Raw genomic sequence first — 26095 nt, 5'->3', positions numbered from 1 at the left:
ATAAGTTTTTCTTTGCAAGCACGAAACCAGTTAATAATAAAAAGACCATGAATTTAGTTTGACAAAGCTCATTAGTGAAATTATCTCTTTAACATCCCCCCCAAAACTACCCGCCCCTGTAAAGGTCAATAAATCTATTGAACCGTCGAAAAGAACGCGTAAAACACGCATGCAAATTATGCTTAAGCTACTGATTATTAAAGAAATATTGATTTAGCTCTTTTTTAGCTCTTGAAAAGCCCATGCCTCGCCCATATACTTAGCACTCGTTGGGAGAGAGTGCTAACAAAGTCTTTCCCCAGCTTAATTGAATTCCAATAGTAATTACTCGCAAATTTAAAGGAGCTAGTATGAACCTTCGTCCCCTGCATGATCGCCTGATCGTGAAACGCCTGGATCAAGAAACAAAAACCGCATCCGGTATCGTTCTGCCTGACGCTGCTGCTGAAAAGCCAGATCAAGGTGAAGTGCTGGCTGTTGGTCCTGGCAAATTGCTGGACAACGGTACTGTGCGCGCCCTGGACGTTAAAGTCGGCGACCGCGTTTTGTTCGGTAAATATTCTGGCCAGGCTGTCAAAGTTGACGGCAACGAAGTTCTGGTGATGCGTGAAGAAGATATCTTCGCGGTCGTACAGAAGTAATCGGCATCCACGATATCAATTAAAGAATTCGGAGAATTAATATGGCAGCTAAACAAGTAATTTTTGGTGATGACGCACGTGCGAAAATCGTCAATGGCGTCAACATCCTGGCGAACGCAGTTAAAGTCACCCTGGGCCCTAAAGGCCGTAACGTAGTTCTGGAACGCTCTTTCGGCGCGCCTACAGTAACCAAAGACGGTGTCTCGGTTGCTAAAGAAATCGAACTGAAAGACAAGCTGGAAAACATGGGTGCACAACTGGTGAAAGAAGTGGCTTCCCGCACTTCTGACAACGCTGGTGACGGTACAACGACTGCGACAGTTCTGGCTCAAGCCATCGTTCGCGAAGGTTTCAAATATGTAGCAGCTGGTTTCAACCCAACTGACTTGAAACGCGGTATCGACAAAGCGGTTACAGCCATCGTTGCTGAAATCAAAACTCTGTCCAAGCCAACAACAACCAACAAAGAAATCGCTCAAGTTGGTTCCATCTCTGCCAACTCCGATGCAAACATCGGCGACATCATTGCAAAAGCAATGGACAAAGTCGGCAAAGAAGGCGTGATCACTGTTGAAGACGGCAAATCCCTGGACAACGAACTCGACATCGTTGAAGGTATGCAGTTTGACCGTGGCTACCTGTCACCATACTTCATCAACAATCCAGAAAAACAATCCGTTATCCTGGAAAACCCGTTCATCCTGTTGTTCGACAAAAAAATCTCGAACATCCGTGACCTGCTGCCAGTATTGGAACAAGTTGCAAAATCCGGCCGCCCACTGCTGATCATCGCTGAAGATGTAGACGGCGAAGCGCTGGCAACTCTGGTTGTGAACAACATCCGTGGCATCCTGAAAACTGCAGCTGTTAAGGCTCCAGGCTTCGGCGACCGTCGCAAAGCCATGCTGGAAGACATCGCTATCCTGACCGGTGGTCAAGTGATTGCTGAAGAAGTTGGCCTGACACTGGAAAAAGCGACTCTGGCTGATCTGGGTCAAGCTAAGCGTATCGAAATCGGTAAAGAAAACACCACCGTTATCGATGGCGCTGGCCAGGCTGTAGGTATCGAAGCACGCGTTAAACAAATCCGTGCGCAAATCGAAGAAGCAACTTCTGACTACGACCGTGAAAAACTGCAAGAACGCGTTGCCAAACTGGCAGGCGGCGTTGCTGTGATCAAGGTTGGTGCTGCAACTGAAGTTGAAATGAAAGAGAAAAAAGCCCGCGTTGAAGATGCTCTGCATGCAACTCGCGCTGCCGTAGAAGAAGGCGTTGTTCCTGGCGGTGGCGTTGCCCTGCTGCGCGCACGTCAAGCTGCTGGCGAAATCAAAGGCGACAATCCAGATCAAGAAGCAGGTATCAAACTGGTTCTGAAAGCAATCGAAGCACCTTTGCGTGAAATCGTTGCTAACGCCGGTGGCGAACCTAGTGTTGTTGTTAACGCCATCATTAATGGCAAAGGCAACTACGGCTTCAATGCTGCCAATGACACATACGGCGATATGATAGAAATGGGTATTCTCGATCCAGCTAAAGTAACGCGCTCTGCATTGCAAAATGCAGCGTCTGTTGCTGGCCTGATCCTGACTACTGATGCTCTGGTTGCTGAATTGCCTGACGACAAAGCAGGTGGCGGCATGGGTGGTGATATGGGTGGCATGGGCGGTATGGGTGGTATGGGCGGCATGATGTAATAGCTGCGTGCTACTCTCAGTGATCTAACCGAGAGTCACATTGCTCAAAACCCCGCAACGCAAGTTGCGGGGTTTTTTGTTGCTTGTATCAATCAATATATGAACTGCAGCAAAGCGGATTAAATGGCCAATAATTTCCCGCAGACTCAAGCAAAAGAAGCTTCAAATCTTCGCTCTCTACCCAAGCAGCAACAAATATATAAACTTTTTCTTTCCCGTGCTTGACAGAAAACATCTGTCGCTTGGATACTGCCGCACCTGAAAGAAAATTTTCATATTTCCGGCTCTGAGTTTCATATTTGCAATAAGCTTGCATATGCATCAAGGGGCTGGGCATCATTTCAAGCACGACAACCCGCTTTGGAGAAAATATGGCGCTGCAACAATTAAGCGAAGAGCAAATACGAACCTGGACCCGCGCCCAAAAGGACGAGTGGTGGTTTGCCAATATCTATCGTGGAGACATGGCACAGTTGACCATACGCTCGGCATTCACAGGCTTTTTGCTTGGCGGCATATTGTCGGCAACCGCTTTATACATTGGTGCCAAGACCGGTATCACCATTGGCGTCGGCCTGACCTCGGTCATCCTGGCCTTTGCGATTTTCAAAATCCTCGCCAACCTGGGTCTCGCCAAGGATTTCACCATCCTTGAAAACAACTGCACGCAATCCATCGCGACAGCTGCCGGTTACATGACCATGCCACTCAATACCGTGCTGTCAGCCTATATGCTGATTAGCGGTACAGTAGTCAGCTGGTGGCACCTGGTGGTATGGATGAGTATCTGCTCCATCCTGGGTGTACTGGTGGCCTTCCCGATGAAGCGTCGCTTCATCAATGAAGACCAACTACCTTTCCCTGAAGGCCGAGCCTGTGGCGTGGTGCTGGATGCGGTATATACCGGCGAAGCTGCCAGCGGCATGTACAAGGCGCGCCTGATGGCTTTCACAGCCATGTGGACAGCAATTTACCAGATGATTACCAGCGATGGCTGGATGAAGTTCATCCAGTTCAAAATCCTGCGTATGGATAAATGGGCGGGCATGACAGAAGCCTGGCACTTTCAGGAACGTGTCGATTACTACTATTACACTGCAGCCGTCAAATATGACATGCTGATCCCAAAAATCCTGGGCACGGATTTCCGTGCCCTTGGTCTGCGCTTTACCCTGGATGCTGCCATGCTGGGCGTCGGTGGCCTGATGGGTATCCGTGTTGCCAGCAGCGTTTTGCTGGGCACCATCATCAATTTCGTTTTCCTCGCACCGTGGATGATACAGCGCGGCGACATCGTCGAGCGTATAGCTCCTAGCGGCAAACTGGTGCCAATCTCGCGTACCGAGATCGTCAATCAATGGGGCTTATGGTGGGCGGTTTCCATGATGGTGGTCGCTTCTTTCATCAGCCTGGCCGCCAAGCCTGAACTGTTCACCAGCCTGTTCAAAAAATCCGAACAAAAGAAAGTGCCTGACCAGACCAGCACCATTCTCGATCATATTGAAGTACCACTGATTGTCTCTTACATAGGTATACCCATCTTCAGTATCCTGGCTGCCTGGACCACCCATGAATTCTTTGGTGTGCCGTGGCTGATGTCCATCATCACCCTGCCGCTGGTATTCATCCTGACCATTATCTGCGCCAATGCAATGGCACTGACATCCTGGACACCGACAGGCACACTGTCAAAGATCACCCAGTTCAGCATGGGTGCCATCGACAGCACAAACCCAGCCAACAACCTGATACCTGCCGGCATGACGGCAGAAGTGGCATCGAATGCTTCCAACCTGCTGTCCGACATCAAACCTGGCTATATGCTGGGTGCGAAACCAAGGCAGCAAGCGATAGGCCATATCATCGGCATCTTCTCTGGCGCGCTGGCTTGTGTCCCCTTGTACTTCCTGCTGTTCCTGCCGCCTGATGCAGATGGCATACGTTCCACCGCCACTATCGTCTCCGACAAGTTCGCATTCCCGGGTGCGATGCAATGGAAAGGCGTGGCCGAACTGATCGCCAAAGGCTTCAGCAGCCTGCCAGCCTCTGCTATCACCGGCATCATCGTGGCAGCAGTCGCCGCCACCATCATCGAACTTGCCCGCATCTTTACCAAGGGCCGCTTCCCGTTGTCCGCTGTTTCCATCGGCCTGGGCGTCATCCTGCCACCAGAGTCTTGCCTGGCGATGTGGATAGGCGCAGCCATATTCTGGTGGATGGGTCGCAAGAACAGCACACCTGGCAGCAAAGGTCATGACTTCTGGGTAGAAGGCTGTGAACCTATCTGCGCTGGCCTGATCTCTGGTGCAGCATTGATTGGTATCGGTAATGCGATCATCAATGTGCTGATGTGATCTTGAATTGATACTACTGGCCCCGCTTCTCGCGGGGCTTTTTTATGGCTGTGAAGATTTTTCCTGACGATAGCAATGCGAACAACTTCCAGGAACCAACATGAATATTCAGGGTCAAGGTAAATGGATGCGCTTGCTTAAGCAAGGGCCAGGCAAGTTGAATACTGCTAAAGTGTCATCAAACATGTCATTCTTTATTTCGTCCCTTAATTAATACTATAAAAGCTGCACCTAATCAGGAGCCAAAAACCATGTCCCTTGTGAGCCTTTTCGTCGCAGCTACCTTTTACGCCAGCCTTGGCACCAATCAAACCCCATCCACCGCAGATGCTGCCACCATTGCAGCAATCGAAGCCACTTGCTACGACTATATCGATGGCCAACTGGAAGCAGATCCCAAACGGGTAGCCCGGTCGCTACATCCAGACCTGGCGAAGCGTGCCGTGATCGGCGACACGCCAGACGAACGCCTGGGTCTGCGACGCATGTCCAAAGAAGAACTGGTCAACCTGACCAAAGCAGGCGCACTTAAAACGCCAAAGGCAGAATGGAGCCGCACCTGTACCGTCCTCGACGTGACAGACAAAGCCGCCTCAGTGCGCCTGGAAACCCCGTGGTTTGTCGATTATTTCCACATGGGCAGATTTGAAGACCGCTGGATTATTGTGAATGCGCTTTGGTATAGCAAACCAAAGAAGAGCAGCTAGTCAGTCATGAAAGTTTTTTACTTTTAAACTCCATCTGCTGCCCTACAAACCCATCAAAGGCTTGCAATAGCGGTTGATATTTCTCCTCATCCTGCTCAAGCTGCACCAGCGCATAACAAGCTGCCTCCAGTGTTGATAACTGATCAAGCGCGTGGGCTTTGCGTATGCGGTAGTGCGAAGCTGGCATGTCTTGCAGGCTCAGGCGCGGTAGTTGTTGCAGGCTGGGGTTTAGGTACAGCATCTTGCGGCTTTTACGCCAGGTCGCGTCTATGACAACAAGGCGTATATTCGCCAATGCAAAGTCGTGTGCAACAAATTCTGGAGCTTCGTACTGCAAGTCCTGCGCACCATTTTGTGTGGTTTCTGGATAAAGCAATACCGCCTGCTTGCCACCAGCTTGCAGCAAGCTAATTAGCAATTGTTGATCAAACTGTTCACCTTCCACTATGCATGAATCTTTCAGGCATAAATCAAGCAGGCGTGCGCTGCCCTTGGCGTTGTTGACTTCCAGCGGATGTTGCAACAGCAATACTTCAGGAGCATTGTTGACCTCACAAATCCAGTGGCAGATGCAGGCTGCAGATGGTCGCAAGCATCTTGGACAGGATTTTCTTTTCGGCGTGGGTTCTGACATGCCAACATTGTGAAGGATTGTTATTTAAGCGGCAAGCTTCAAATCGTTTCAGGCAAAGTCGTAAAGGCATCGTCTATCATAAAGAGAACCTCTGCCACTTTATCCACAGTCTTATGAAACTCCCAACTATCCTCGCAGCAAGCCTGCTAATTGCCACCAGCGCCTGCGGTGGTGGCGGTGGCTCTACCGCAGCGACAACTACCGGCACCACTACCGCAGGTACAACAACTGGTACTACTACAGGCACTACTACAGGCACTACTACTGGAACGACAACAGGTACCACGACAGGTACAAGCACCGGAACCACTACGGGTACAAGCACTGGCACAGGTACCACGACCGGAACAGGTACAGGCACCACAGTCGTCACACTGGAGAAAAAAGCTGCTGCGCTAGTTGCCAAGCTGGGCAAGTCCAGCCGCTTCCTGGTCGGCCTCGGCAGTGCTGATCTGGCGGATATACAAAAGCAGGGTATCACCCCGGATATCTATGATCAATATCTGGTTGGCGTAGGTGCTGGCTCATGGCCGACCTGGAACAGCCCGTCTGGCGCTTATGTACAAGTCGTCGCGCAAAATGCAGACAAACTGGGCGCAATCCCAATGTTCACTTTGTACCAGATGGCCAGCAATGGTGATGGCAATTTGAGTGGTTTGACCAATACGACTTTTATGAAAAATTACTGGGACAATGTACGTCTGATGTTCCAGCAAATCAAGGCTTACGGCAAACCTGCCCTGGTCAATTTTGAGCCTGACTTTTGGGGTTATACGCAGAGGATATCCAATAATGCCGACCCGGCTACAGTATCAGCACAAGTCAGCAACAATCCAGATTGCAGCAACCAGCCAAATAGTGTCGCCGGTCTTAGTCAATGCCTGATGCAAATGGCTAGAGCGATTGCACCAAACGCCTATATCGGCTTCCCCCCTGCCCTGTTTGGCGATTTGCATTCAACAGCCATGTCTTACATGTTGAAACTGGGTGCAGACAAGGCAGATTTCATCGTCATGCAAACCCTGGACAGAGATGGCGGTTGTTTTGAAACTGTACCGCAAGTGTCTTACTGTACGCGCGCTGGCACAGGCTGGTACTGGGATGAGTCCAACCTGACTTCCCCCAATTTCAAGGAACATTTCGCACTGGCCAAGACTTATTATCAGGGCTTGCAATTACCCGTCCTATGGTGGCAAACCCCGCTGGGCGTGCCATCGACTCAAATAGGTGGCTCGTCAGGCAAATACCGCGACAATAAGGTACGGTATTTCCTCACGCATGCATCAGAAATGGTGGCGGTTGGTGGCCTGGGTGCCGTGTTCAGCACAGGTGAAGTGAACCAGACTTCTATCAATACTGACGGCGGGCAGTTCAAGACTTATTCCACAAGTTATCTGGCAAAACCTGCAGCCTTGCCCTGATACTGGATATGCCAGCCTTGCTGACATAGGCTGGCATTTTTCAGTTGATCTCTACCAGTGGTATGTGTTTTTTTCTTCTTACCCTCTGGCACTCTATCGATGGTATTGCCACGGCCTTCCACCAGAGACTACGGATCACAATAGCGAGTCTGCGATACAGTTTTATATTCTGTTCTCAAGGAATAGGCCATGCATCAAAGCCTGGCAAATCAAAATAGCGATGGCACGGACTGTTTTTTGCATACTCATGATCTTTATCCCGGAGTGATGTATTGATGCATCAAATCAGGTTTGCGGCAACTGACTGTTGCGTATGGTTTGCACACTGGTTTGGAATAGTTCATTGAGCTTGCCATCCTTCACGGCTTCCGCGATCCTGGTGGCAGGTACAAGGCTAAAACTAAGCGGTGGTGTGCCTGACTTGAGCAAGATAAATGTTCGTTGATGATCATCATCAATCACCGCCCAGTTCAAGCCTGTTTCTTGTACCAGGGCATCAGCAAATACGATCTCCAGTGCTTGAGTTTCATGCGGCGGAAGTGTCTCAATACCTTTTTGCTGAATTATCGCGGTGATGATTTTCAACTTGCCGTCTATCGTGTCAAACTGTTGTCTTGCCTCTGGCAGATACTGGTCTTTGACCCAACTCCTCAGAGCCTCGGCTTTCAGTATGTCGGCAGTGGAAAAATACTCCAGACTCTGGACTTTGTTTGCAGGCAGCGAAGCGGAGGTCTGGCCTAGTCGCAGGCTCTTGCACTCCAGATAAGCCCAGACAGCCCCAACGACCAGTCCCATGGTATGCGCCCAGTTGGCAATTGGGCCGAGCAACCCTGTCCAGCACAATACAAACCATGCCAGCATCATGTTGACGGTTGCCTTGCGCATGATGCCATTGAATGCGGGATCATAACGACCGCGCATCCAGACATAAGAAAACAGCCCGTAAACGACGCCTGACATACCCCCAAAGAACGGGTTACTAGTCAGCAAATATTGCGCAACATTTGAAATGACTGCTGCAACGACGAAAAAACTCAGATAAAACCCTGGCCCTTTTCTGTTTTCAATCACCATACCCAGATCCCACACCCACAGCAAATTGAAGATCAGATGCATGGGGCCGAAATGAATGAATGCCGGGGTCAGCAAGCGCCAGATCTGGCCAGAAAAAACACTGGCAAACCCGGACTGATCAGGGTCGGAGATGAACAGGATACGTAAACTTTCAGCCAAGGTACCAAAACTTGACAACAGCGCGACAAGAGCACTCATTGCAATCAGTGCGATGGATACTATCGAATAGTTTTTAGCTTGCGTCATTGACAATCAGAAAAATCAGCCATTCGTCCATGTTTTGGGTGTGCTCATCCTTGCGAAAGAACCTTGGTTATTAGCGCAACTCTTCTACCAGGCGCAGATTATCTTCAAAATTCCAGATGCGGCGTATTTCGATGACATCGTATTGCGCAGCGATATTAGGTGGGAAGGCTGCGTATTTGGCGTTGAGGCGCACGATACGGCGCACCGCTTCGTCGATGTCGGCTCGGCCGCTTGAACGAACGATGCTGATGTCTTCCACGCTGCCATCGCTACGGATGGAAACCACAACGACAGGGTCGCCACGCGCACGGTCTTTGGCAAGCTGTGAATAATTCAGGCTACCGTTACGCTCTATTTTTTGTTTCCAGCTATCGATGTAAAGACGCAGAGGCACGTCTTTGTCCTGACTGCCAAACAAGCTGCGGCGGCGTGGCTTGTCTTCTGCATCCCTGCTTACTACGGGTGGTGCACCACGCAATAGATCAATACCACGGGCCTGGTCCCTGGCCTTGTTGGCTAGGTCACTGCCCAGTATATTCTTAGGCAAACTAAACGGGTCAGACTTGTTACCCTGAGCGGTACCATTGCCTGGGGTAGTAGCACCCGCATTATTTTGCTGGCCTGCGCTTTGACCTGTACTCTGGCCAGGACTAATGCCCGTGCTGGCAGTTTGATTATTGGCTGCGGCCTGAGCTGCAGCTTGAGCTTGTGCCTGCGCACGCTGTTCTGCGGCGACTTGCTCCGCCCGCTGGCGAGCCGCTTGTTCGTCCGCTTTTTGCCTTGCTACCAGATCATCTGATTTTTGCTTTGCCAGCTGTTCTTCAGATTTTTGTTTGGCAAGCAGTTCATCCTGTTGCTTTTTGCGGACAGCAGCTTGCTGGCGCTGCTCTTCCTGCTTGCGTTTTTCTGCCTCAAGCGCGACTTGTAGCTCTTTCGCTTGCTGCTCTTTTACTTGTTGTTCTTTTGCTTGTTGTTCTTTTGCTTGCTGCTGTGCCTGGGCCAATTGCTGCGTGCGTTGTTTTTCTTCTTCCTGGCGCTTGCTATCTTCCTGGCTTTTTTGTTCGGCCAGTTTTATTTCTTCAGCCTGTGCAGCTTCACGTTGGGCGCGTCGGTTTTGTTCTTCTGCTTCCAGTTGCTTTTGCAAGGCTAATGCAGCCGCCTGCTTGCGGTTGGCTTCATCGGCGACTTTACGGCTTTCTTCGTTGAGTTCCTTGCTTATTTGCTGAAGTTCTGCCTTGCCATCCGTCGCCACTTGCCGTGCCAGGTCTTCGGCTTGCTTGCGCATCAGTTCTTCACGTTTTTTGCGTTTTTGCTCTTTTTCGCGGGCTTTTGCTTCCAGCTCTTGTGGTGTTTCTTGCTCCACACCTTCTTGCGTGACAGAGTCATACTGCTTTCTGGGATCAGTTTCTGTATCCGCTTTCCTAGGAAAGTCGTCAGGATTGGGGACAGCCATGGCGAAGCTGTCATCGCGCTGTATATCCTGGGTAATCACCCTTGCCACATCTGGGGCTTGTACTTTGCGCTGTTGCGCAGCAGGTGGCGTGGTATTGATTTTGGCCTTGCGTGCGGTACTAGGTTTAGCAGCAGGCTTGCTTTGTGCCGGAGCCGGTACAGGGGCTGCCTTTTGCGGCGCTATCAAACGTATGCCAGCCAGGGCGGCTTTACTTTCTGTCTTGTCACTTGCCGCAGCCAGCGGTGCAATGGCACTGCTGGCACTAGCTGGATCAGGCTTGGGCGTCACTTCCCTGGTGGATGGAAGGGGTGGCAAAGGCTTGACGGGTGTGGGGGGTTCGCTACTTGCCGCAACACTGGCAGGCGCCGCTGCATCAGGCTTGCCGGCTGGTGCTGAATTGGCAATCTGTATGTTGATTTGTGGCGACTCGGCCCTGCGCTTGGCCCAGGGTGCTTCCAGGCCGGGCATACCCAAGCCAGGCAAGCCAAACTGCAAGGACAGGATAAATGCATGCACTGCGATAGAGATGAGCAAACCGCCAGTCAGGCGTTGCTTGATCTCTTTGGGTATCGTATGTTCAGTTTGGTCTGGATACAGATTCATGCAGCAGGTTTAATCAATTCCTCAGGTTTTGCACAGGCTTATGGCAAAGATTATCGCATGGCCAAAATGCGAAACGTACTTTACCATCTGTATGGATCAAAAAAGTGCTTCAGCATCATAAATTCATCGCCTAAACTTGCTGGATAATCAAAAAGGAGCTGCAAATGAACTCTTCACTACGTATTTGTGTCGCCACTGCCCTGCTCGGTCTGTCAGTCCTTGGCGCACCCAGCATGGCAGAAGTTGTCAATATCAGCAGCAATGGTTTCCTGGTTCGCCATGAAGTGCAATTGAATATACCGCCTGAAGAGGCTTATGAATTGCTGGTGAATGTCGGCAGTTGGTGGAATCCCTCGCATACGTATACTTTGAACATCAAGAACCTGAACATCGATGCCAGACCAGGTGGCTGCTTTTGTGAAAAGTACCCCAATGGTGGCGGTGTCCAGCATATGAGTGTCGTCCATGCTGCGCCGGGCAAAGCCTTGCGCATGACAGGGGCACTTGGGCCCATGCAGGCGCATGGCTTGGCAGGTAGCATGAGCTGGGATTTTATTGCGCAAAAACCGGCAGACAACAACCAGGCATTGAGCAAACTGGTATTAACTTATAGCGTTGGCGGGTATATGACGGGCAGTTTTGACAAAATGGCACCGATGGTAAACGGCATGCTGGGTGAGCAAATCACACGCTACAAGAATCTGGCGAATACCGGCAAGGTCGACTGAGTAGCAAATCTGCCCTCTGGAATGAGTCTTCCATTATCAGCATGACTATGCTGATTTCGTCGTGCGTCTGCCAAATTTGTGTCAAGACAAATATAGCCACTTTGCCTAAGCTGATGCCATTTTCGCATTTATCATAAATCGGCCGCCCTGCATGCAGGCTTGCCTGATTTGGCAAACCCCTTATTTGGCAAACCCCTTCATAATGGCAAAAACATGAAAAAAATCTCGGTCATCGATTCACACACTGGTGGAGAACCTACGCGCAGTATTGTCGATGGCGGCCCTGATCTGGGTACTAGCGACCTGGCTACGCGTCTGCAAGTATTCCGTGACAAATATGATCATTATCGTTCGGCCACTGTTTGCGAACCGCGTGGTTCAGATGTCGTCGTTGGCGCACTGGCTTGCGCTCCACATGACCCATCCTGTAACGCTGGCGTAATTTTTTTCAATAATGTTGGCTACCTGGGTATGTGCGGCCACGGCATGATAGGTTTTATCGTCACCCTCGCTTATCAGGGCAATATCACGGCAGGCAAGCACAAGATAGAAACCCCGGTGGGCATCGTAGAGGCCGAACTGCATGCCGATAACACGGTGACGGTACACAATGTACCGGCTTACCGTTATCGGCAGGCAGTGCAAATCGATGTCGCGGGGCATGGACAAGTGAGTGGAGATATTGCCTGGGGCGGCAACTGGTTCTTTTTGATCAACCAGCACGGACAAGAATTGCGCTTGTCGAATGTGGATCAATTGACAGACTTTAGCTGGCGAGTCCGAAAAGCACTGGAAGCCCAAGGCATCACTGGCGAGAACGGCGCATTGATCGACCATGTAGAATTATTTGGTCCACCGATATCAGCCGACAACCACAGCCAGAACTTTGTGCTGTGCCCCGGCAAAGCCTATGACAGGTCCCCCTGCGGCACCGGCACCAGTGCCAAACTGGCTTGTCTGGCAGCGGATAAGAAGCTGGAAGAAGGTCAGGTCTGGCGGCAGGAAAGCATACTCGGCAGCGTCTTCGAAGCCAGCTATCGCTATGCAGAAGATGGCAAGGTCCTGCCCAGCCTGCGGGGCAGCGCCTTTGTCAATGCGGAAGCACAGTTAATGCTGGATGAACGCGACCCCTTTGTCTGGGGCATACGCTAGTCTGCTTGCCGCTTGATACAGTCGATCAAGCGGCATTTCCAGAATCAACGCAAAAAGCGCCCGTCTTTTGACACTACAGTCAGCTCGGCATAATCAGAACCCTGGTGATTATTCTTGCCAAAGGTAACGATAAAGCCATCGAAGTCAGTTCGCCCCATGCCTTCAAGTGCAGTAATCAGGCGTTCGCTGCTGACATCCTTGCCTGCGCGTTTAATGGCTTCAACAAACACCTTAGCATCGAGAAAACCTTCTATACCCAGATAAGAGTATTCTTTCACGCCCATCTTGCTCATGACTTTCTGGTACTCCCGGACCAGCGTGGTAGTCGCAGAAAACGGGAAAGGTAATACTTGTGAAATGATGACGCCGACACCATCCTTGCCAAGGGCATTGATACCTGCCTGCGAGGCCAGTACCGACAAGGCAAAATACTGCATGCCCTTGACCTTTTTGTTATAAGCCTGGATAAAATCACTCGAAGGCTTGCCCGCCGTGATCATGATGATGGATTGCACATCGGCGGCTTCCATTGTGCTGACGGCTTTTTCCAGATCAGATGAGTCACTATTGATGCTGACGGTAGAAGCCAGCTTCAGTTGGCGCTTGCCTGCCGCCTGCTCAATGCCCGCCAAGCCTTCCTTGCCAAAGGCATTGTTCTGGAACACCACACCAACTTTCTTAATGCCACGCACACTAAGGTGGTCGATGATTTTTTCAGTCTCGGTAACATAACCAGCGCGGATATTAAAAATGCGGCGATTAAAAGGCTTGCGCACCACTTCAGCACCAGTGACCGGGGCAAAACTCAGTATGTTTGCTTCGTCCAGTAAAGGGATCAAGGCTGTATTGGCTGGCGTGCCCAACATGCCAAACAAGGCGACGGCTTTTTCTTTTTCTATTAATTGCTTCGCATTGGCGATGGATTTAGTGGCGTCATAAGCATCATCCAGAGTGATCAGGCGTATCTTGCGACCATTCACGCCGCCCTGAGAATTGACATAGTCAAAATAAGCTTTGGCACCAGTGGAATGGGCAACGCCAAGTTCAGCCAGGATGCCAGTCAACGCAGTGGATTGGCCGATTACGATGTCATTCGCGTCAGCATGGGCGCTGACGCTGCAGCACAGCATCAAATTCACAAGCAAAAGCCTAGCCATCGCTTTGCAGCGATTCAATTTTAAAAACATGTTGTCTCCAGTTTTTTTCCTCCCGTGCAAGATGCCAGGAGGTGTTTTGATTTTATGTCTCAGGGGTAGCACCCGAGACACTGCGTAAAGAATAGAACACATTTTTGTTAAAGATTGTCATTTGAATGACTATCTTGTTAGCAAAAAGAAATATTTCAATTCTCTCAGGTGCGCACCACAACGTCGCGGTACTCACTGGGTGTCATCCCGACTGTCGCCTTGAAAATGCGGGAAAATGCGCTATGGTCTTGATAACCACAGGCCACCGCAATATCAGTGATGCTTAATTGCGATTCGGCCAATAGTGAGGAGGCTGCGTCCAGTCGAATCTTGACCATCATCTGTCTCGGGGTCAGGGAGAATATCTTGTGAAAATTACGTTCCAGTTGCGCCACCGACAAACCTGTCAGCTTGACCAGGTCAGCCATCGCGATGGTTTGCGTATAGTGCTGATGCAGATGTTTTACAGCAGCGGCAATCTTGGCATACACAGGATGACGTTGATCCGGCATGGCCAGGTCACGTGAAATGCCGGTCATGCCTATGATTTGATGACGGGTATCACGTAATGGGATTTTTTGCGTCAGACACCAGCCTGGCGAGCGGTTGGGATAAAGATGTAATTCCAGCTGATCATGGATTTCTTTCTTGCCACTCAAGACCAGCGCGTCTTGCGCAGCATAACTGGCGGCCAGCGTGGCCGGAAACAATTCCTCGGCTTTTTTGCCTATCAGGGCATCCTTATCCCGGCCCCCGCAACGCCTGACCAGCGTGTGATTCACCACCAGATAACGACCCTCATTATCCTTGACGAAAAACACGATGTCCGACATGGCATCGAACAGACTTTCTGAAAAAAACACATTCGCCATCTGGCTGGCCATTTGCTGGCGTTTTTCCTGAGCAGGAAAAGTGGTGGCTGGTAGCGTCAATTGGTCAACTCCATATACAAAGGGTAATCAGCATCAATCTTATTGCGATTAAAGTAATTTATAAATATATTTAAATTATATTTATAATGCGTAGCTTATCTCAAAATCCAGTCTAAAATCTACACCTATGCCGAATTCTGCGTAAATCCTCAGCAAACAAGGACAGTCCATGGCAAAATTGGAGGCAGGAATATATTTCTACACATCAAAAAACTGCGAAAGTTATCGAAAAACACGTAGAATTTGATGATTCCAGCTTTTTACAAGGTAATATTCGTATATTAATAGGTAAAATCCATACAAAATACAGAACATGGATATCTGATGCTCGCTACCCCTGAAAAAATACTGACATTCCCTCCCAAGCTGCGTGCAGCCGACGTTGCCTATGACGCCATAGAAAGCATGATCGTCACACTGCAGTTAAAACCCGGCTCTCCCGTAGTCGAGTCTGAACTGGTAGAAAGGACCGGCCTGGGCCGCACCCCGCTGCGGGAAGCGTTGATGCGCATGTCCTCGAATGGCCTGATACAGCAAATGCCCAGACGTGGCCTGATCATCAGCGACATCGAAGCCGCCGAGCACATGACGCTGATAGAAACTCGCCGCGTCATCGAACGCCTGATCGGTGCCAGCGCCGCCCGCCGCGCTACACCGCAGCACCGCAAAGACATCATAGAATGCGCCGACAAAATGCTGGTCGCCGCCAAGCGCAATGACCTCAACGACTACATGGCCGCCGACCAGGCCCTCGACCACGTTGTCCACGAAGCCTGCCGTAACCCATCAGCCGTCGCCGCAGTCATCCCCCTCATCATCAAATGCCGCCGCTTCTGGTACGCTTTCCAGCACGAAGGCGACATAGAAGAAGGTGCCCGCTGCCACATGCTGGTCGCCAAGGCGATTGCCAAAGGCAATGAAGAACAGGCAGCCAAGGCCGCGGATGGCCTGATGGATTACCTGGAGTCGTTTGCGCGTAAGGTAATTGGGTAGGCTTATTATTTAGGTGAGGTAGAAACGCCACACCGTAACCAAAAGAATATGAACCAAGGTCGCAGTGACGTTGCTTTTGACGTTGGGGTTGCTTTTGACGTTGGAGTTGCTTTTGACGTTGGAGTTGCTTTTGACGTTGGAGTTGCTTTTGACGTTGGAGTTGCTGTTGAAGTCGGGGTTGGTTTTGAATTTCCGCAGTTCCCATGTGTCGACGCCGTTTGTGCGGTACGGAAAATGGATTAAGAAATGCCCGTGTTTGAGCGTAGCGAGTTTCGGGCATTTCCCATTTTTTGTACCGCACAAACGGGAACCCCGCAGGGGCGATGACGCCTGGGCCGCCTTTTTGGCACACCTTTTTGGCGAAGCAAAAAGGTGTGTAGCCGCCGGTCTACCACCGGCCTGCAATCGCAGATTAATTACGAATGTATTTGAAAATCAGTTACGCAAAACACTACGAATCTAAAATTAATGTGCTTGCCAGCATGCCACGAACTCTGCTGGAGCAACAGCCTAGTGGATTCCAGCCAAAAACACGCTGGAATGACGTTACTCAGATTAGAACTCAAACTCCAGTCATAGAGTGATGAAGCATCACCTTAAAGAATGCCACAAAACACTCTCAATTGTGCCCAATTCTTCAGCAGCTAAGAGTATAATCTTGCCCCTATGGCATTCCACCCCTTTATTTCCAAACCGAATACCCAAGCAATCGCCCTGTCGACTGTTGCGTACGGCCTGCTGTATTTCGTGTTCATCGCGATGCTAAAAGCATCCATGGCACCAGCAACACTGGTGAATACAGATACCGGTTTATGGGGCAACCAATTGTTCATGACCATCTTTGGTTTTGCACAATATGTAGTACCGGGATTGCTAGTGGGATATCTGGCTGAGAAATCGCCGATGATGCATGGGTATCTGTTGGGAATAGCGACAACAGCGCTGGTATATACCTATGCCAGCTTTGCCTATAGCGACACCCCTGCCCAACTCCCCACTTCATATACCGTTTTGTATACCTGCTTTGTTGCGGGAGTCTGGTGCTCGCTTGGTGCAGTCATTGCCGACCATCTCAGAACCCACAAGCAAGAAAAGAAGTAAATCAAGACCAGTCAGGCCGGCGTTTTGCCAGGAAAGCCTGCACACCCTCTTGCGCGGAAGCATCCAGCATATTGCAAGCCATGGTTTGCCCGGCCAGTTGATAAGCTGCTTCCACACCCATTTCTAGCTGTTTATAGAATAACTGTTTGCCCATGCTGATGGCGAGCGCAGGCTTGGCTACAATGCTGGCGGCCAGTTCTGCTACGCAGGCATCGAGTTGTTCAGGGCTGGTGACACGATTGATGAGACCGCGCTGCATTGCTGTCTGGGCATCAATGAAGTCACCAGTCAGCAACATTTCCATGGCTTGCTTGCGAGAGACATTGCGCGACAAGGCAACTGCCGGTGTAGAGCAAAACAGGCCAACATTGACGCCAGACACGGCAAAGCTGGCATTGTCGCTGGCAACAGCCAGGTCACACATGCCGACCAACTGACAACCTGCTGCTGTCGCCAAGCCATGCACACGGGCGATGACTGGTTGGGGTAATTTCTGGATAGCCAGCATAAGCTTGCTGCATTGCTGGAACAGACTCTTGTAATACGCTTCCGAGGAATTAGCCTGCATTTGCTTCAGGTCATGGCCTGCGCAAAATGCCTTGCCAGCAGCAGCCAGCACAACTACCCGCACGCTTTCGTCGGTAGCAATGGCCTTAAATTCAGTCTGCAGGGCAGCCAGCATTTCTTCCGACAGAGGGTTGAAGCGTTCGCTACGGTTCAATGTCAGCGTAGTGACTCCACCTGCGTCGCTACGCAATACAAAAGGCGTGTCTGCCTGTAGACTCATTCTGCGTCTTCCTGTTCTGGCTCCATGCCAGTTTGCACACTCTTGCCCTGTCCCAGCAAAATCGGAGGAACATAAGTCGCCAGCAAATGCTCGCGGCTGGCCGGGGTTTCCAGGCTCACACGCCCTAACGCACCACTGCGGTAATCAAGCAACAGTGTGTGGGAAGCCTTCTCATAATCCCAATCACCACCTTTGAGCTTATAGCCACGTTTTTTGGCCACGCCTTCTATGACAGAGACCGCATCTATGCCGTCAACCGGAAAGCCATAGCGAGCAGTGATGAATTGTGGATAATGAATCAGCAATTGCTCAGCCAAAAAGGTCGCAATTTCTTCTTCTATAAGGGCATTAACACCGACTGCATGACTGGCAGCCAGCATCAGCCCATCCGTAGGATGTTCTATCTTGGGCCAAAGCATACCGGGAGTGTCTGTCAAGATCATGTTCTTGCCCAGGTAAAGGCGCTGCTGGGTCTTGGTCACGGCAGGTTCATCACCGACATTGGCAACACGCTTTTTGAGCAGGGCATTCATCAAGGTCGATTTACCAACGTTGGGTATGCCCATGATCATCATGCGCAGCGGCTTGGTAGGTACGCCGCGATGCGGTGCCAGCTTCAGTGCCAGACCTGGCACTTTGGCAACATCAGACGGCTTTTTGCAGCTCAGGGCAACGGCGAACACACCTTTTTGGGCATTGTAGAAATCCAGCCATGCCTTGGTGGCATTCGGGTCAGCCAGGTCAGACTTGTTCAAAATCTTCAGGCAAGGGCGCTGGCGAAAGTTGCGCAGCGACTCAACCATGGGGTTGCAAGAGGCTTGAGGAATGCGGGCATCCTGCACTTCTATCACCAGGTCGGTGTTTTCCATGGTTTCCGCCGCCTTCTTGCGGGCGGCGTTCATGTGGCCGGGGAACCATTGTATGGACATGCTTATTCTTCTTTTTAGCAAAAACAAAGCGATATTGTACGGAACTCTGCCCTGCTTGCGCCGGATTTTGCTTCCTACATCGGAAAACCACCCCATTTAGGCATCAATTTTGTCAAATTGACATCCTAGATGCAGCAAGGCAGTCAGGATTTTAATCATCAGAGATAATTGAATGGCATTCTCCGGGTTACTATGTATGCAGGCTTGCTGACGTTACATAGGACGAAAATTTTGTACAAACGATTCTTGCTGAGTATCTTGACTGTGCTGTTTGCAAGCGAAGTCTGGGCTAGCGACGTTGCACCCCGTGTCAACAGCAGTACGCCGCAATGTGCCGACTTTTTGCAAAAACTGGGCAAAAAACCTGCTGCACTGATTTTTTTGGGATGCAAGCCCGCCATGGATGCACAAATACACACCCTGCTGGCAAGTTACAAAACCAAGGGGAGTGAGGCAGCACAAATAGAGCGCTATCTGATACGGCACACCAGAATGCTGCCGCTGCACCGTGTCTGCTGCATCTGGGAAAACCGCAATAGCCCAGAGCATGGCAGCGGTAGTGGCCAACTAGGCAGTCATACTGAATTCAATTACAGGGTCAGCATGGGAACCAATGAAAATTTGATCAGTCACCGGAAAGATTGGGCAAAAATAGACTGGTTTTACGTCAACGTTGAACTGGCACTGGAATCACCCTGAACCGTACTTGAACCGTACTTGATTAAAGGCAGGAATCCAAGCTTATTTCTTTTGCACTTGCCCCGCGTTTTTTTCATCCAGCTTTTTGACACCTGCTGCCAGGTAATCAGTCAATTCATTCGGCACGGTCCGCGACAACTGGTAGTGCCTGATCTCGAATCCTTTTGCTGTTTGCGCTATCACGCCCGTCGCCTGGCAGATGCCCATCTGGGTTTGCAGTTGCTCATCAAACCAGATAATCTTGCGGTCTTCCGACATACTGATATGGCGGTTAAAGGATTTGAAAGCCCAGGCGGACGGGCGCTCGAAAAAAAGCTTGGCCCATACCTTGAATTCATCCCGTGTCCAGCGTTCGGTCTTGTCCGTGCCTATGTAGATACCGTCTTTTGCAATCTTGTCAAAATACTGCAGACGTGCGTGCGCGGCATCGTCATGCCATTCATCGATAAAATGGGTCACTTTCTCTGCAAGTACGGTCATGTCTTCAGTCGCAAATGCATTTGCTGGAAGCATAATGAAGCTCATTGCAGAGCTCAAAGTAATGACTTTTAAAATTTTTATCAGCATGATATCTCCTTTGAAAAACCTCATGAAAGCCATTGACGTCGCCCTGTATCCGAAATGTTAAAATAAACAGCTTTATGTCAATATTCAATGGAGAATGGGGCGAATGAAGTACTTGCTAAATAGTTTGCTTGCTTTTTTTTGCTTTGCATTTCCTGCTCACGCACAAAAACTGGCCATCACATCAACAGGAGCAGATTTTCAGCAATTTTGGGCGCAAGCAAACGGCAAGGATCTGGCAGAGCAAGAAGAATTATGGTTACAGTTTGAACGCAAGTACGCAGATGTCTACGAACAATTGCTGCCAGATTTAACAACTCCAGACGGCCACACACTATACAAAAAGAAGATACAACACCTGCTTCGAACCTTGCCAGCAACCGAAAAAACTATATTCCAGCTCTACGCTAATGCAGAAAAACTCACAGCATCACAAGGTGAGCGGTTCAAACGTCAATTTCCTGATATGCAGGATGGCATGCAGATTATTTTCTTGCCTACACTGGGGATCAATGGCGCACAAAGATACCTGAAGTCCAAGGATGCATGGGTGCTTATTATTGGTGTTGATCGTATCGCCGAAACCGGGGAGTCTCTCGACGTATTATTTTCACATGAATTCTTTCATTTGTATCTGTCCCAAAAAACTTCTCATCTGAAGTCCGGTTCTTCCATGGCCTCACCTTTGTGGCATGAGGGGCTGGCAACATATGTCAGCAAAATGCTGAATCCTGAGTCCACGTTGTCACAGCAATTAATGCAGGAAGACTTGGCGGAAGCCTGCATTGAAAACAATATCAAGACGTGGGCAAAAGATTACTCCACTATCATGATGTTGAAACCGCAAGGCAAGCAGTATGCCGACTGGTTCAGAGTCATCAGCAGCCAGAATATCAAACGACGTGGTTATTGCCTTGGCCTCCGTGCTGTCAGCAAAATAGCCGAAACGCATAGCATCATGGAAATGACAACCTGGGGTGAATCCAGTTTCTCCCCAAAACTCCAGCAAGCACTTATAAATCTATCTCATTAGCAATCCAGAGATGCGCGCAATTCATCTCTGCGCGCCAGGATAAATTTAATCTGCAGCTTATCGTGGATTTGCTGAAATTCTCTTGTAGCAAAAACCACGTATCCAAAAGATGAATGGGCCGGTAGGGGATTATTCCCAAATTCTGCCATATGCCCATACTTTATATTCCGCACTCCCCCTTCCGGCATACACGAGTAATCCCCCTTCGCCAACAAAAAACGGGTCTACATCTGCAGTTTCTATGCTAAACGCAGTGTCTTTATAAGCGCATTGTTCTGCATCCTCTGGTGAGTCATCCTTAGAGCTAAAGTCATCATCGTGAAATAGATCGCAATCTGCAGTCTTTTTATCGACGATTTCACCGTTTTTAAATGTTAGCTGGTAACCAATTTCCGAATCGTAACCAAACAGCTCAAAAGCAACGTTTGCATCATTCGTCTTCCATAGCGGTGCTTTACTGCCAAATGTGGCGTGCTTGCCTGGTGAACTGGCAAGCAAATATAAGACATGAATCGAATCCACGCTCATCCAGCCGAACGAAGACCGATACTCTTCCGCTTCGTCTTCTGGATAGTCTGGCACGATCCCAAAAACCAGGAATGCAGGAAGACCTGAAAATACCAGCTTAAAGCCTGGATACTCATGCTCACAAAACCCAATATCAGCAGCTACCATCACTGCATGATCAGATTTGCTGATCCTGGCAACTGGCTTATAAGTGCTTTCCCCGTTCGGTCCATTGGGAACCAGAATCAAATCGCCGACCTTGATCGTATCTATACGCCGCAGACCATCTTTGGTATGAATTAGCGTACCACCTGCAAAACCGCCTGATGTATTCATTGATACTTCTGGAGAATCAAGATTCATATATATTTCCTCAAAAAAATGCGTTCATCGCATTCAACTCTTCTGCACCTGGGATTTTTCCTGGCTACATGTCGCCAACAAGAACCGTATGACTCTTCCAGGTAGGGCATAGAGACACGAGTAAGCTTGAAGCGCAGAAATTAGGGTTCTGACGATTAGGGTGGCGCAAGCAGCACATAGTGTGGCACTCGCATTTCAGCACAGAACAGGATCTGCTCGCTTGCGCTGTATTCAAAATCGCCTACTTCATATTCGCGCTCGCTGATGACATGGATTGTGGAATCCACACCACTGAAGTGAGCGAGTTTCGAACAAATAATAACTTATTTTTTCATGCTGAGTAATGAACAAATTCTGCACTTGTTTGGAAAATAAATTCTTTCGTTTCGTAAATTTGATGTCAAGGTTTGCGGCTGAAGTAAAGACACCTGCATCGGTCCAAGAAGGCGATAGGTATCGAATTCGCGAAGCAATTGATAAGTCTTGTTTGACGAAACTTGCAAACTTTCTGTCGACCGTCAACTGGTTGACGCAAGGATTCGCGCTTCATGACTTTAGCATCAACATTTAAAGAGGGGGAGGATCAGGACTGCGCGGCCAAATAATCTGTGCGCGTTATACGGTAAATCAGACTGGCGGCTTCGCCTGGCACATCCTCTACTTCTGCGTATAGCTGCATGCCGATTTTTTCCAGGGTGCGGCGCGAGGGCGTATTAGCGGGCCTGACCAGGCCATACACGGCATCCTCTGCCAGCACCACAAAGGCAGCATGCAAGGCAGCCTTTGCCATTTCCGTGGCATAGCCCTTGCCCCAGGTATCAGCAGCAAAACGAAAATAGATATTCAGACCACTGAAGTCACCTATCTGCTTGCGCATGACGCCACCAAAACCCAGTACCCGCTCTGGTACGTCTATAGAGCAGACCGTCCAGTAACCAAAATGCTGGCGTTCCCACGCGCTTACCCAGTCATCCAGCAAAACCCTGGTGGTTTCGCGTGATCTTGGGCCGGTAGGGTTATGGATATTGGTGGCAGGGTCACCATGGATGATGGCCGCACTGTCTATGTCACTGCGCTCCAGCTTGCGCAATAACAGGCGCTCCGTCTTCAGCGGGCTCAGGCTACTGAAATTAATCATGACTCAATCCAGATCAGCCAGGACTTTGAGATGAGCCACCACACTGCGCCCCAGTGCTGACAGGTTATAGCCACCTTCCAGGCAACTGACGATACGTTTGTTGGAAAACTCCTGAGCAATCTTCATGATTTCTTTGGTGATCCAGGCATAGTCAGCTTCGACCAGGCCCATTTGCCCCATATCATCTTCACGGTGAGCATCAAAACCGGCAGAGATGAAGATCATTTCTGGCGCAAACTTGCGCAGGGCTGGCAACCACTGCTCGGTAATCAACAGGCGCACGGCGTCACCATAGCTATGCGCCGGTACGGGAATGTTCACCATATTGCTGGCGGGATGCTCCGTACCGGTGTAGGGATAATAGGGGTGCTGGAAAAAACTCACCATGAGCACCCGCTTATCATTGCGGAATGCTTCTTCTGTGCCATTGCCATGATGGACATCAAAGTCGACGATAGCGATGCGCTGCAAACCGCGCACTTCCAGCGCATGCTTGGCAGCCACGGCGACATTATTGAACATGCAAAACCCCATGGCTTCGCTGGGCGTGGCATGGTGACCGGGCGGACGTATGGCACAAAAGGCATTTTCCACTTCGCCATCGAGCACGGCGTCGGTCGCAGCAACTGCCGCACCTGCTGCTCGCAACGAGGCTCGCCAGGTATAAGCATTCAATGAGGTATCAGCATCAAGCGGAAAATGGCTATATTCTGATTTTTCGGAAGGACAGTTTTCCCGTATCCGGTAAATAGCGTCGGCAGTGTGCACACGCGCCAAGTCTGCCTCTGAGGCTTGCGGTGCATCGCGGTGATCTAGCAAAGTGCTGATACGGCTGGCGATCAATTGATCGTCGATGGCTTGCAAGCGATCCGGCGATTCCGGGTGCCAGGAGCCCATTTCATGGCGCTTGCAGTCAGCATGGGTGTAATACGCAGTTGTCATGTCTCTGTGCCAGAACTGCCACAAATCCTGCCTGGCACAAACTGCCAGCGCATAAAAATGTGATATTTGTTCTGCTTATCTTATCTGTCTTAACATCAGTTTCACCTTATTTGTCTGATTTTGCAAATCCGTTTGTCTGAATCTTTTCACCGGGAGCAACAGTCTTTGACATTTCGGTTTACACTGTCATCACAGAAATTTGACAATTCTTGAGTGATGTCGATTTGGTTCGGCAATGAACCTGAAGAATGTCAGCCCAGCATTAACACTGAAAAATAAGGAAAAACATGTTTTCCAAAGTACATAAAGTTGCCAAACAGGTTAATAACGTCATCATAGGCAAGGAGCAGCAAATCAGACAGGCTCTGGTTTGTTTGCTGGCAGGTGGCCATCTATTGATAGAAGATCTGCCGGGCGTGGGCAAGACGACGCTGGCGCATGCCCTGGCGATTTCCCTGGGTCTGAAATTCAACCGCCTGCAATTCACCAGTGATCTGCTGCCAGCTGATGTGGTGGGGATATCGATTTTTGACAGGGAAAAGTCACAATTTGTTTTCCACCCAGGCCCCATCTTTGCCCAGGTCCTGCTTGCCGATGAAATCAACCGTGCCACGCCCAAGACCCAGTCGTCTTTGCTTGAGGCCATGGAAGAAAGACAAGTTTCGGTCGAGGGACAAACCCGCAACCTGCCGAAACCTTTCTTTGTCATCGCCACCCAAAACCCGGCGCACCAGGTCGGCACTTTTGCCTTACCTGAATCGCAGCTGGACCGTTTTTTGATGTGTCTGTCGCTGGGTTATCCTGATGCTGCAGCAGAACGTGCACTGTTGTTGGGTGAAGACAGACGCAGCCTGCTGGCCCAACTACCAGCCGTCATGCAGGCCGAAGAATTGATGGAAGCCCAGCAGCAGCTGAAAAAAATCCATACATCTGCGCCGCTGATCGACTATGTACAATCACTGGCCCATGCCACGCGTCAAGGCGATTTGTTTGCCGAGGGCATGAGTCCACGCGCCTCTATCGCGCTGTTGCAAGCCGCACGCGCCTGGGCTGCCATGGAAGGTCGCGACCACGTCTTGCCAGAGGATGTGCAAGCTATCCTGATCCCTGTGATTGCGCACAGACTGCGCCCACTAAAGTCAATGACAGGCAAAGTCAGCGCCAGCAGCGAATTGCTGGCGCAATTGATGAAACGTGTCAGCGTCTGATCTTGCCAGCAAAAAATAGCCAACTGCATGTTCACATCGATTAAAAAAAAGCTGCGCAAAATCGTTTTCCTGGAGAGCAAGCCAGAAAGCGGTGAAGTCTTCCTGAGCCAACGACGAGTATTTACCGTGCCCAGCAAACCCGGACTGGTATTTGTTGTCTTGCTGCTGCTGATGTTTTTAGCGGCGACCAACTACAGCCTTAATCTTGGCTTTGGCCTGACATATGTCTTGGGTGGTGTCGCCCTGATCAATGTCTTTTATGCCTTCCGTAATCTGGCCTATCTGCATTTGTTGCCAGGTTCAGCCAGGTCTGTTTTTGCCGGAGAAGAAACTGAATTTACAGTTTACCTGATCAACCGCCGTGCCCATGCACGTTACGCCATCAGCGTGGGATTTGCCGACAAGGGCCACCCGGAGAAGTTTGTCGATATTGCTGCAGACAGCCGGATTGCAGTACAACTCAGCTATCCCACCATCAGCAGGGGCTTGCAGGCTATCCCCAGAATACGCTTGCAAACCTATTATCCGCTAGGCTTGTTGCGCGCCTGGAGCACCTGGCTGGCTGATGCCCATGCCCTGGTCTACCCGCAGCCTGAAGTCAATGCCCCGCCTTTACCCATGTCCGGCCAAGGTAAAAAAACCGAGGTGCCGGGTCACGCCGGTGATGAAGACTTTGCCGGAGTACGCGCCTATCAGCCAGGGGACCCCATGAAGCATCTGGCCTGGAAACAGATTGCCAAAGTCGATACCGCACTCGGTGGTCAATTGGTGACCAAGCAGTTTGCCGGCGGTTCTGGTAGTGATGTCATGCTCGATTTTTCTGCCCTGCCCGGCAACATGGACGTCGAACTCAAGTTATCACGCATGTCCAGTTGGATTTTGGAGGCAGACCAGCGTGGGCTGACGTATGGCTTCCGCCTGGGGCAAATAAAATATGCAGCAGCAAGCGGACCAGAGCATCGAGATGCCTGCTTGCGTGCGCTGGCGCTTTACGATATGTGAGCA

At 50.2% G+C, this 26095-nt stretch carries 26 protein-coding genes; 14 read left to right on the top strand and 12 right to left on the bottom strand.

Going from position 1 to position 26095, the window contains the following annotated elements:
• Positions 1-350 precede the first annotated feature (350 nt).
• Both groES and groL read left to right on the top strand, forming a co-directional pair.
• Entirely contained in the window at positions 351-641 is a 291-nt protein-coding gene (gene groES / locus H8L47_RS07700; protein WP_110257032.1) for a co-chaperone GroES, read from the top strand.
• 41 nt (positions 642-682) lie between these two features.
• Positions 683-2335, top strand: coding sequence for a chaperonin GroEL (groL, locus tag H8L47_RS07695; RefSeq protein ID WP_186952971.1), 1653 nt, complete (start codon positions 683-685; stop codon positions 2333-2335).
• Positions 2336-2423: 88 nt separating this feature from the next.
• On the opposite strand, the gene H8L47_RS07690 is transcribed toward groL, so the two are convergent.
• Positions 2424-2684: a hypothetical protein gene (locus H8L47_RS07690; RefSeq protein ID WP_186952970.1), complete on the bottom strand. Its 261-nt coding sequence runs from the start codon at positions 2682-2684 to the stop codon at positions 2424-2426.
• A 22-nt stretch (positions 2685-2706) separates the two neighbouring features.
• Between H8L47_RS07690 and H8L47_RS07685 the strand changes: the two genes are divergently transcribed.
• Entirely contained in the window at positions 2707-4689 is a 1983-nt protein-coding gene (locus H8L47_RS07685; RefSeq protein WP_186952969.1) for an OPT family oligopeptide transporter, read from the top strand.
• Positions 4690-4940: 251 nt separating this feature from the next.
• A complete protein-coding gene (locus tag H8L47_RS07680) occupies positions 4941-5396 on the top strand; it encodes a nuclear transport factor 2 family protein (RefSeq protein WP_186952968.1) in 456 nt (151 codons plus the stop codon).
• Positions 5397-5400: 4 nt separating this feature from the next.
• Here H8L47_RS07680 and H8L47_RS07675 read toward each other — a convergent pair whose 3' ends face one another.
• The gene (locus H8L47_RS07675) at positions 5401-6030 is read right to left on the bottom strand and encodes a tRNA-uridine aminocarboxypropyltransferase (protein ID WP_186952967.1); all 630 of its coding nucleotides are present in this window, start codon (positions 6028-6030) and stop codon (positions 5401-5403) included.
• 113 nt (positions 6031-6143) lie between these two features.
• On the opposite strand from H8L47_RS07675, the gene H8L47_RS07670 reads away from it, so the two are divergent.
• Positions 6144-7451 (top strand): hypothetical protein, encoded by a 1308-nt coding sequence (locus H8L47_RS07670; protein ID WP_230413639.1) that lies wholly within the window; start codon positions 6144-6146, stop codon positions 7449-7451.
• A gap of 285 nt (positions 7452-7736) precedes the next feature.
• Here H8L47_RS07670 and H8L47_RS07665 read toward each other — a convergent pair whose 3' ends face one another.
• Both H8L47_RS07665 and H8L47_RS07660 read right to left on the bottom strand, forming a co-directional pair.
• A complete protein-coding gene (locus H8L47_RS07665; protein WP_186952966.1) occupies positions 7737-8771 on the bottom strand; it encodes a rhomboid family intramembrane serine protease in 1035 nt (344 codons plus the stop codon).
• Positions 8772-8841: 70 nt separating this feature from the next.
• Positions 8842-10827 carry an energy transducer TonB gene (locus tag H8L47_RS07660; RefSeq protein WP_186952965.1) on the bottom strand — a complete coding sequence of 662 codons (1986 nt, stop codon included), beginning with the start codon at positions 10825-10827 and terminating at the stop codon, positions 8842-8844.
• Between the two features lie 164 nt (positions 10828-10991).
• Between H8L47_RS07660 and H8L47_RS07655 the strand changes: the two genes are divergently transcribed.
• Complete coding sequence (locus H8L47_RS07655; RefSeq protein ID WP_222616434.1) at positions 10992-11555, top strand: SRPBCC family protein; 564 nt, start codon at positions 10992-10994, stop codon at positions 11553-11555.
• A gap of 213 nt (positions 11556-11768) precedes the next feature.
• Positions 11769-12707, top strand: coding sequence for a 4-hydroxyproline epimerase (locus H8L47_RS07650; RefSeq protein ID WP_222616433.1), 939 nt, complete (start codon positions 11769-11771; stop codon positions 12705-12707).
• A gap of 44 nt (positions 12708-12751) precedes the next feature.
• Here H8L47_RS07650 and H8L47_RS07645 read toward each other — a convergent pair whose 3' ends face one another.
• Together H8L47_RS07645 and H8L47_RS07640 are read right to left on the bottom strand one after the other, a co-directional pair.
• Positions 12752-13894 carry an ABC transporter substrate-binding protein gene (locus tag H8L47_RS07645; RefSeq protein ID WP_186952964.1) on the bottom strand — a complete coding sequence of 381 codons (1143 nt, stop codon included), beginning with the start codon at positions 13892-13894 and terminating at the stop codon, positions 12752-12754.
• Positions 13895-14058: 164 nt separating this feature from the next.
• A complete protein-coding gene (locus H8L47_RS07640) occupies positions 14059-14826 on the bottom strand; it encodes an AraC family transcriptional regulator (RefSeq protein ID WP_230413638.1) in 768 nt (255 codons plus the stop codon).
• Positions 14827-15150: 324 nt separating this feature from the next.
• Between H8L47_RS07640 and H8L47_RS07635 the strand changes: the two genes are divergently transcribed.
• The 3 genes from H8L47_RS07635 (at position 15151) to H8L47_RS07625 (ending at position 16920) form a co-directional block, all read left to right on the top strand.
• Entirely contained in the window at positions 15151-15819 is a 669-nt protein-coding gene (locus tag H8L47_RS07635; protein WP_186952963.1) for a GntR family transcriptional regulator, read from the top strand.
• Positions 15820-15867: 48 nt separating this feature from the next.
• Entirely contained in the window at positions 15868-16062 is a 195-nt protein-coding gene (locus tag H8L47_RS07630) for a hypothetical protein (RefSeq protein ID WP_186952962.1), read from the top strand.
• Between the two features lie 423 nt (positions 16063-16485).
• Positions 16486-16920, top strand: a complete 435-nt coding sequence (locus H8L47_RS07625) for a hypothetical protein (RefSeq protein ID WP_186952961.1) — start codon at positions 16486-16488, stop codon at positions 16918-16920.
• Position 16921: 1 nt separating this feature from the next.
• Here the strand turns inward: H8L47_RS07625 and H8L47_RS07620 are convergent, their stop codons facing one another.
• The gene (locus H8L47_RS07620; RefSeq protein ID WP_186952959.1) at positions 16922-17707 is read right to left on the bottom strand and encodes an enoyl-CoA hydratase; all 786 of its coding nucleotides are present in this window, start codon (positions 17705-17707) and stop codon (positions 16922-16924) included.
• Positions 17704-18636, bottom strand: a complete 933-nt coding sequence (ylqF, locus tag H8L47_RS07615; RefSeq protein ID WP_186952957.1) for a ribosome biogenesis GTPase YlqF — start codon at positions 18634-18636, stop codon at positions 17704-17706. The genes H8L47_RS07620 and ylqF overlap by 4 nt, the downstream gene beginning before the upstream one ends.
• 231 nt (positions 18637-18867) lie before the next feature.
• Between ylqF and H8L47_RS07610 the strand changes: the two genes are divergently transcribed.
• Entirely contained in the window at positions 18868-19335 is a 468-nt protein-coding gene (locus tag H8L47_RS07610) for a DUF4952 domain-containing protein (protein WP_186952956.1), read from the top strand.
• A gap of 42 nt (positions 19336-19377) precedes the next feature.
• On the opposite strand, the gene H8L47_RS07605 is transcribed toward H8L47_RS07610, so the two are convergent.
• Complete coding sequence (locus H8L47_RS07605) at positions 19378-19902, bottom strand: nuclear transport factor 2 family protein (RefSeq protein WP_230413637.1); 525 nt, start codon at positions 19900-19902, stop codon at positions 19378-19380.
• A 103-nt stretch (positions 19903-20005) separates the two neighbouring features.
• Between H8L47_RS07605 and H8L47_RS07600 the strand changes: the two genes are divergently transcribed.
• Positions 20006-20932: a hypothetical protein gene (locus tag H8L47_RS07600; protein WP_186952954.1), complete on the top strand. Its 927-nt coding sequence runs from the start codon at positions 20006-20008 to the stop codon at positions 20930-20932.
• Between the two features lie 129 nt (positions 20933-21061).
• Here the strand turns inward: H8L47_RS07600 and H8L47_RS07595 are convergent, their stop codons facing one another.
• The 3 genes from H8L47_RS07595 to H8L47_RS07585 all read right to left on the bottom strand — a co-directional run bounded on the left by H8L47_RS07595 (position 21062) and on the right by H8L47_RS07585 (position 23882).
• Entirely contained in the window at positions 21062-21802 is a 741-nt protein-coding gene (locus tag H8L47_RS07595) for a Hint domain-containing protein (RefSeq protein WP_186952952.1), read from the bottom strand.
• A gap of 583 nt (positions 21803-22385) precedes the next feature.
• Positions 22386-22940, bottom strand: coding sequence for a GNAT family N-acetyltransferase (locus H8L47_RS07590; protein ID WP_186952950.1), 555 nt, complete (start codon positions 22938-22940; stop codon positions 22386-22388).
• Between the two features lie 3 nt (positions 22941-22943).
• Positions 22944-23882 carry a histone deacetylase family protein gene (locus tag H8L47_RS07585; protein WP_186952948.1) on the bottom strand — a complete coding sequence of 313 codons (939 nt, stop codon included), beginning with the start codon at positions 23880-23882 and terminating at the stop codon, positions 22944-22946.
• A 287-nt stretch (positions 23883-24169) separates the two neighbouring features.
• On the opposite strand from H8L47_RS07585, the gene H8L47_RS07580 reads away from it, so the two are divergent.
• Both H8L47_RS07580 and H8L47_RS07575 read left to right on the top strand, forming a co-directional pair.
• Entirely contained in the window at positions 24170-25090 is a 921-nt protein-coding gene (locus H8L47_RS07580; protein ID WP_186952946.1) for an AAA family ATPase, read from the top strand.
• A 27-nt stretch (positions 25091-25117) separates the two neighbouring features.
• Entirely contained in the window at positions 25118-26092 is a 975-nt protein-coding gene (locus H8L47_RS07575) for a DUF58 domain-containing protein (RefSeq protein WP_186952944.1), read from the top strand.
• The last annotated feature ends 3 nt before the right edge of the window (positions 26093-26095 follow it).

The sequence above is a fragment of the Undibacterium umbellatum genome, from assembly GCF_014284125.1.
GTDB classification, from domain to species: Bacteria; Pseudomonadota; Gammaproteobacteria; order Burkholderiales; family Burkholderiaceae_D; genus Undibacterium; species Undibacterium umbellatum.
The sequence above is the reverse complement of the archived record's forward strand: the minus strand, read 5'-3'. Positions and strand labels throughout refer to the sequence as shown.

Excerpts from the sequence above, each read along its gene's own strand:
- groL (WP_186952971.1), top strand. The coding sequence starts at position 683 with ATGGCAGCTAAACAAGTAATTTTTGGTGATGACGCACGTGCGAAAATC.
- ylqF (WP_186952957.1), bottom strand. The coding sequence starts at position 18,636 with ATGTCCATACAATGGTTCCCCGGCCACATGAACGCCGCCCGCAAGAAG.
- H8L47_RS07600 (WP_186952954.1), top strand. The coding sequence starts at position 20,006 with ATGAAGTACTTGCTAAATAGTTTGCTTGCTTTTTTTTGCTTTGCATTT.
- H8L47_RS07595 (WP_186952952.1), bottom strand. The coding sequence starts at position 21,802 with ATGAATCTTGATTCTCCAGAAGTATCAATGAATACATCAGGCGGTTTT.
- H8L47_RS07635 (WP_186952963.1), top strand. The coding sequence starts at position 15,151 with ATGCTCGCTACCCCTGAAAAAATACTGACATTCCCTCCCAAGCTGCGT.
- H8L47_RS07620 (WP_186952959.1), bottom strand. The coding sequence starts at position 17,707 with ATGAGTCTACAGGCAGACACGCCTTTTGTATTGCGTAGCGACGCAGGT.
- H8L47_RS07675 (WP_186952967.1), bottom strand. The coding sequence starts at position 6,030 with ATGTCAGAACCCACGCCGAAAAGAAAATCCTGTCCAAGATGCTTGCGA.
- H8L47_RS07585 (WP_186952948.1), bottom strand. The coding sequence starts at position 23,882 with ATGACAACTGCGTATTACACCCATGCTGACTGCAAGCGCCATGAAATG.
- H8L47_RS07580 (WP_186952946.1), top strand. The coding sequence starts at position 24,170 with ATGTTTTCCAAAGTACATAAAGTTGCCAAACAGGTTAATAACGTCATC.
- H8L47_RS07655 (WP_222616434.1), top strand. The coding sequence starts at position 10,992 with ATGAACTCTTCACTACGTATTTGTGTCGCCACTGCCCTGCTCGGTCTG.
- H8L47_RS07685 (WP_186952969.1), top strand. The coding sequence starts at position 2,707 with ATGGCGCTGCAACAATTAAGCGAAGAGCAAATACGAACCTGGACCCGC.
- H8L47_RS07645 (WP_186952964.1), bottom strand. The coding sequence starts at position 13,894 with ATGTTTTTAAAATTGAATCGCTGCAAAGCGATGGCTAGGCTTTTGCTT.
- H8L47_RS07590 (WP_186952950.1), bottom strand. The coding sequence starts at position 22,940 with ATGATTAATTTCAGTAGCCTGAGCCCGCTGAAGACGGAGCGCCTGTTA.
- H8L47_RS07665 (WP_186952966.1), bottom strand. The coding sequence starts at position 8,771 with ATGACGCAAGCTAAAAACTATTCGATAGTATCCATCGCACTGATTGCA.
- H8L47_RS07630 (WP_186952962.1), top strand. The coding sequence starts at position 15,868 with ATGAACCAAGGTCGCAGTGACGTTGCTTTTGACGTTGGGGTTGCTTTT.
- H8L47_RS07660 (WP_186952965.1), bottom strand. The coding sequence starts at position 10,827 with ATGAATCTGTATCCAGACCAAACTGAACATACGATACCCAAAGAGATC.
- H8L47_RS07680 (WP_186952968.1), top strand. The coding sequence starts at position 4,941 with ATGTCCCTTGTGAGCCTTTTCGTCGCAGCTACCTTTTACGCCAGCCTT.
- groES (WP_110257032.1), top strand. The coding sequence starts at position 351 with ATGAACCTTCGTCCCCTGCATGATCGCCTGATCGTGAAACGCCTGGAT.
- H8L47_RS07625 (WP_186952961.1), top strand. The coding sequence starts at position 16,486 with ATGGCATTCCACCCCTTTATTTCCAAACCGAATACCCAAGCAATCGCC.
- H8L47_RS07650 (WP_222616433.1), top strand. The coding sequence starts at position 11,769 with ATGAAAAAAATCTCGGTCATCGATTCACACACTGGTGGAGAACCTACG.
- H8L47_RS07605 (WP_230413637.1), bottom strand. The coding sequence starts at position 19,902 with ATGCTGATAAAAATTTTAAAAGTCATTACTTTGAGCTCTGCAATGAGC.
- H8L47_RS07575 (WP_186952944.1), top strand. The coding sequence starts at position 25,118 with ATGTTCACATCGATTAAAAAAAAGCTGCGCAAAATCGTTTTCCTGGAG.
- H8L47_RS07670 (WP_230413639.1), top strand. The coding sequence starts at position 6,144 with ATGAAACTCCCAACTATCCTCGCAGCAAGCCTGCTAATTGCCACCAGC.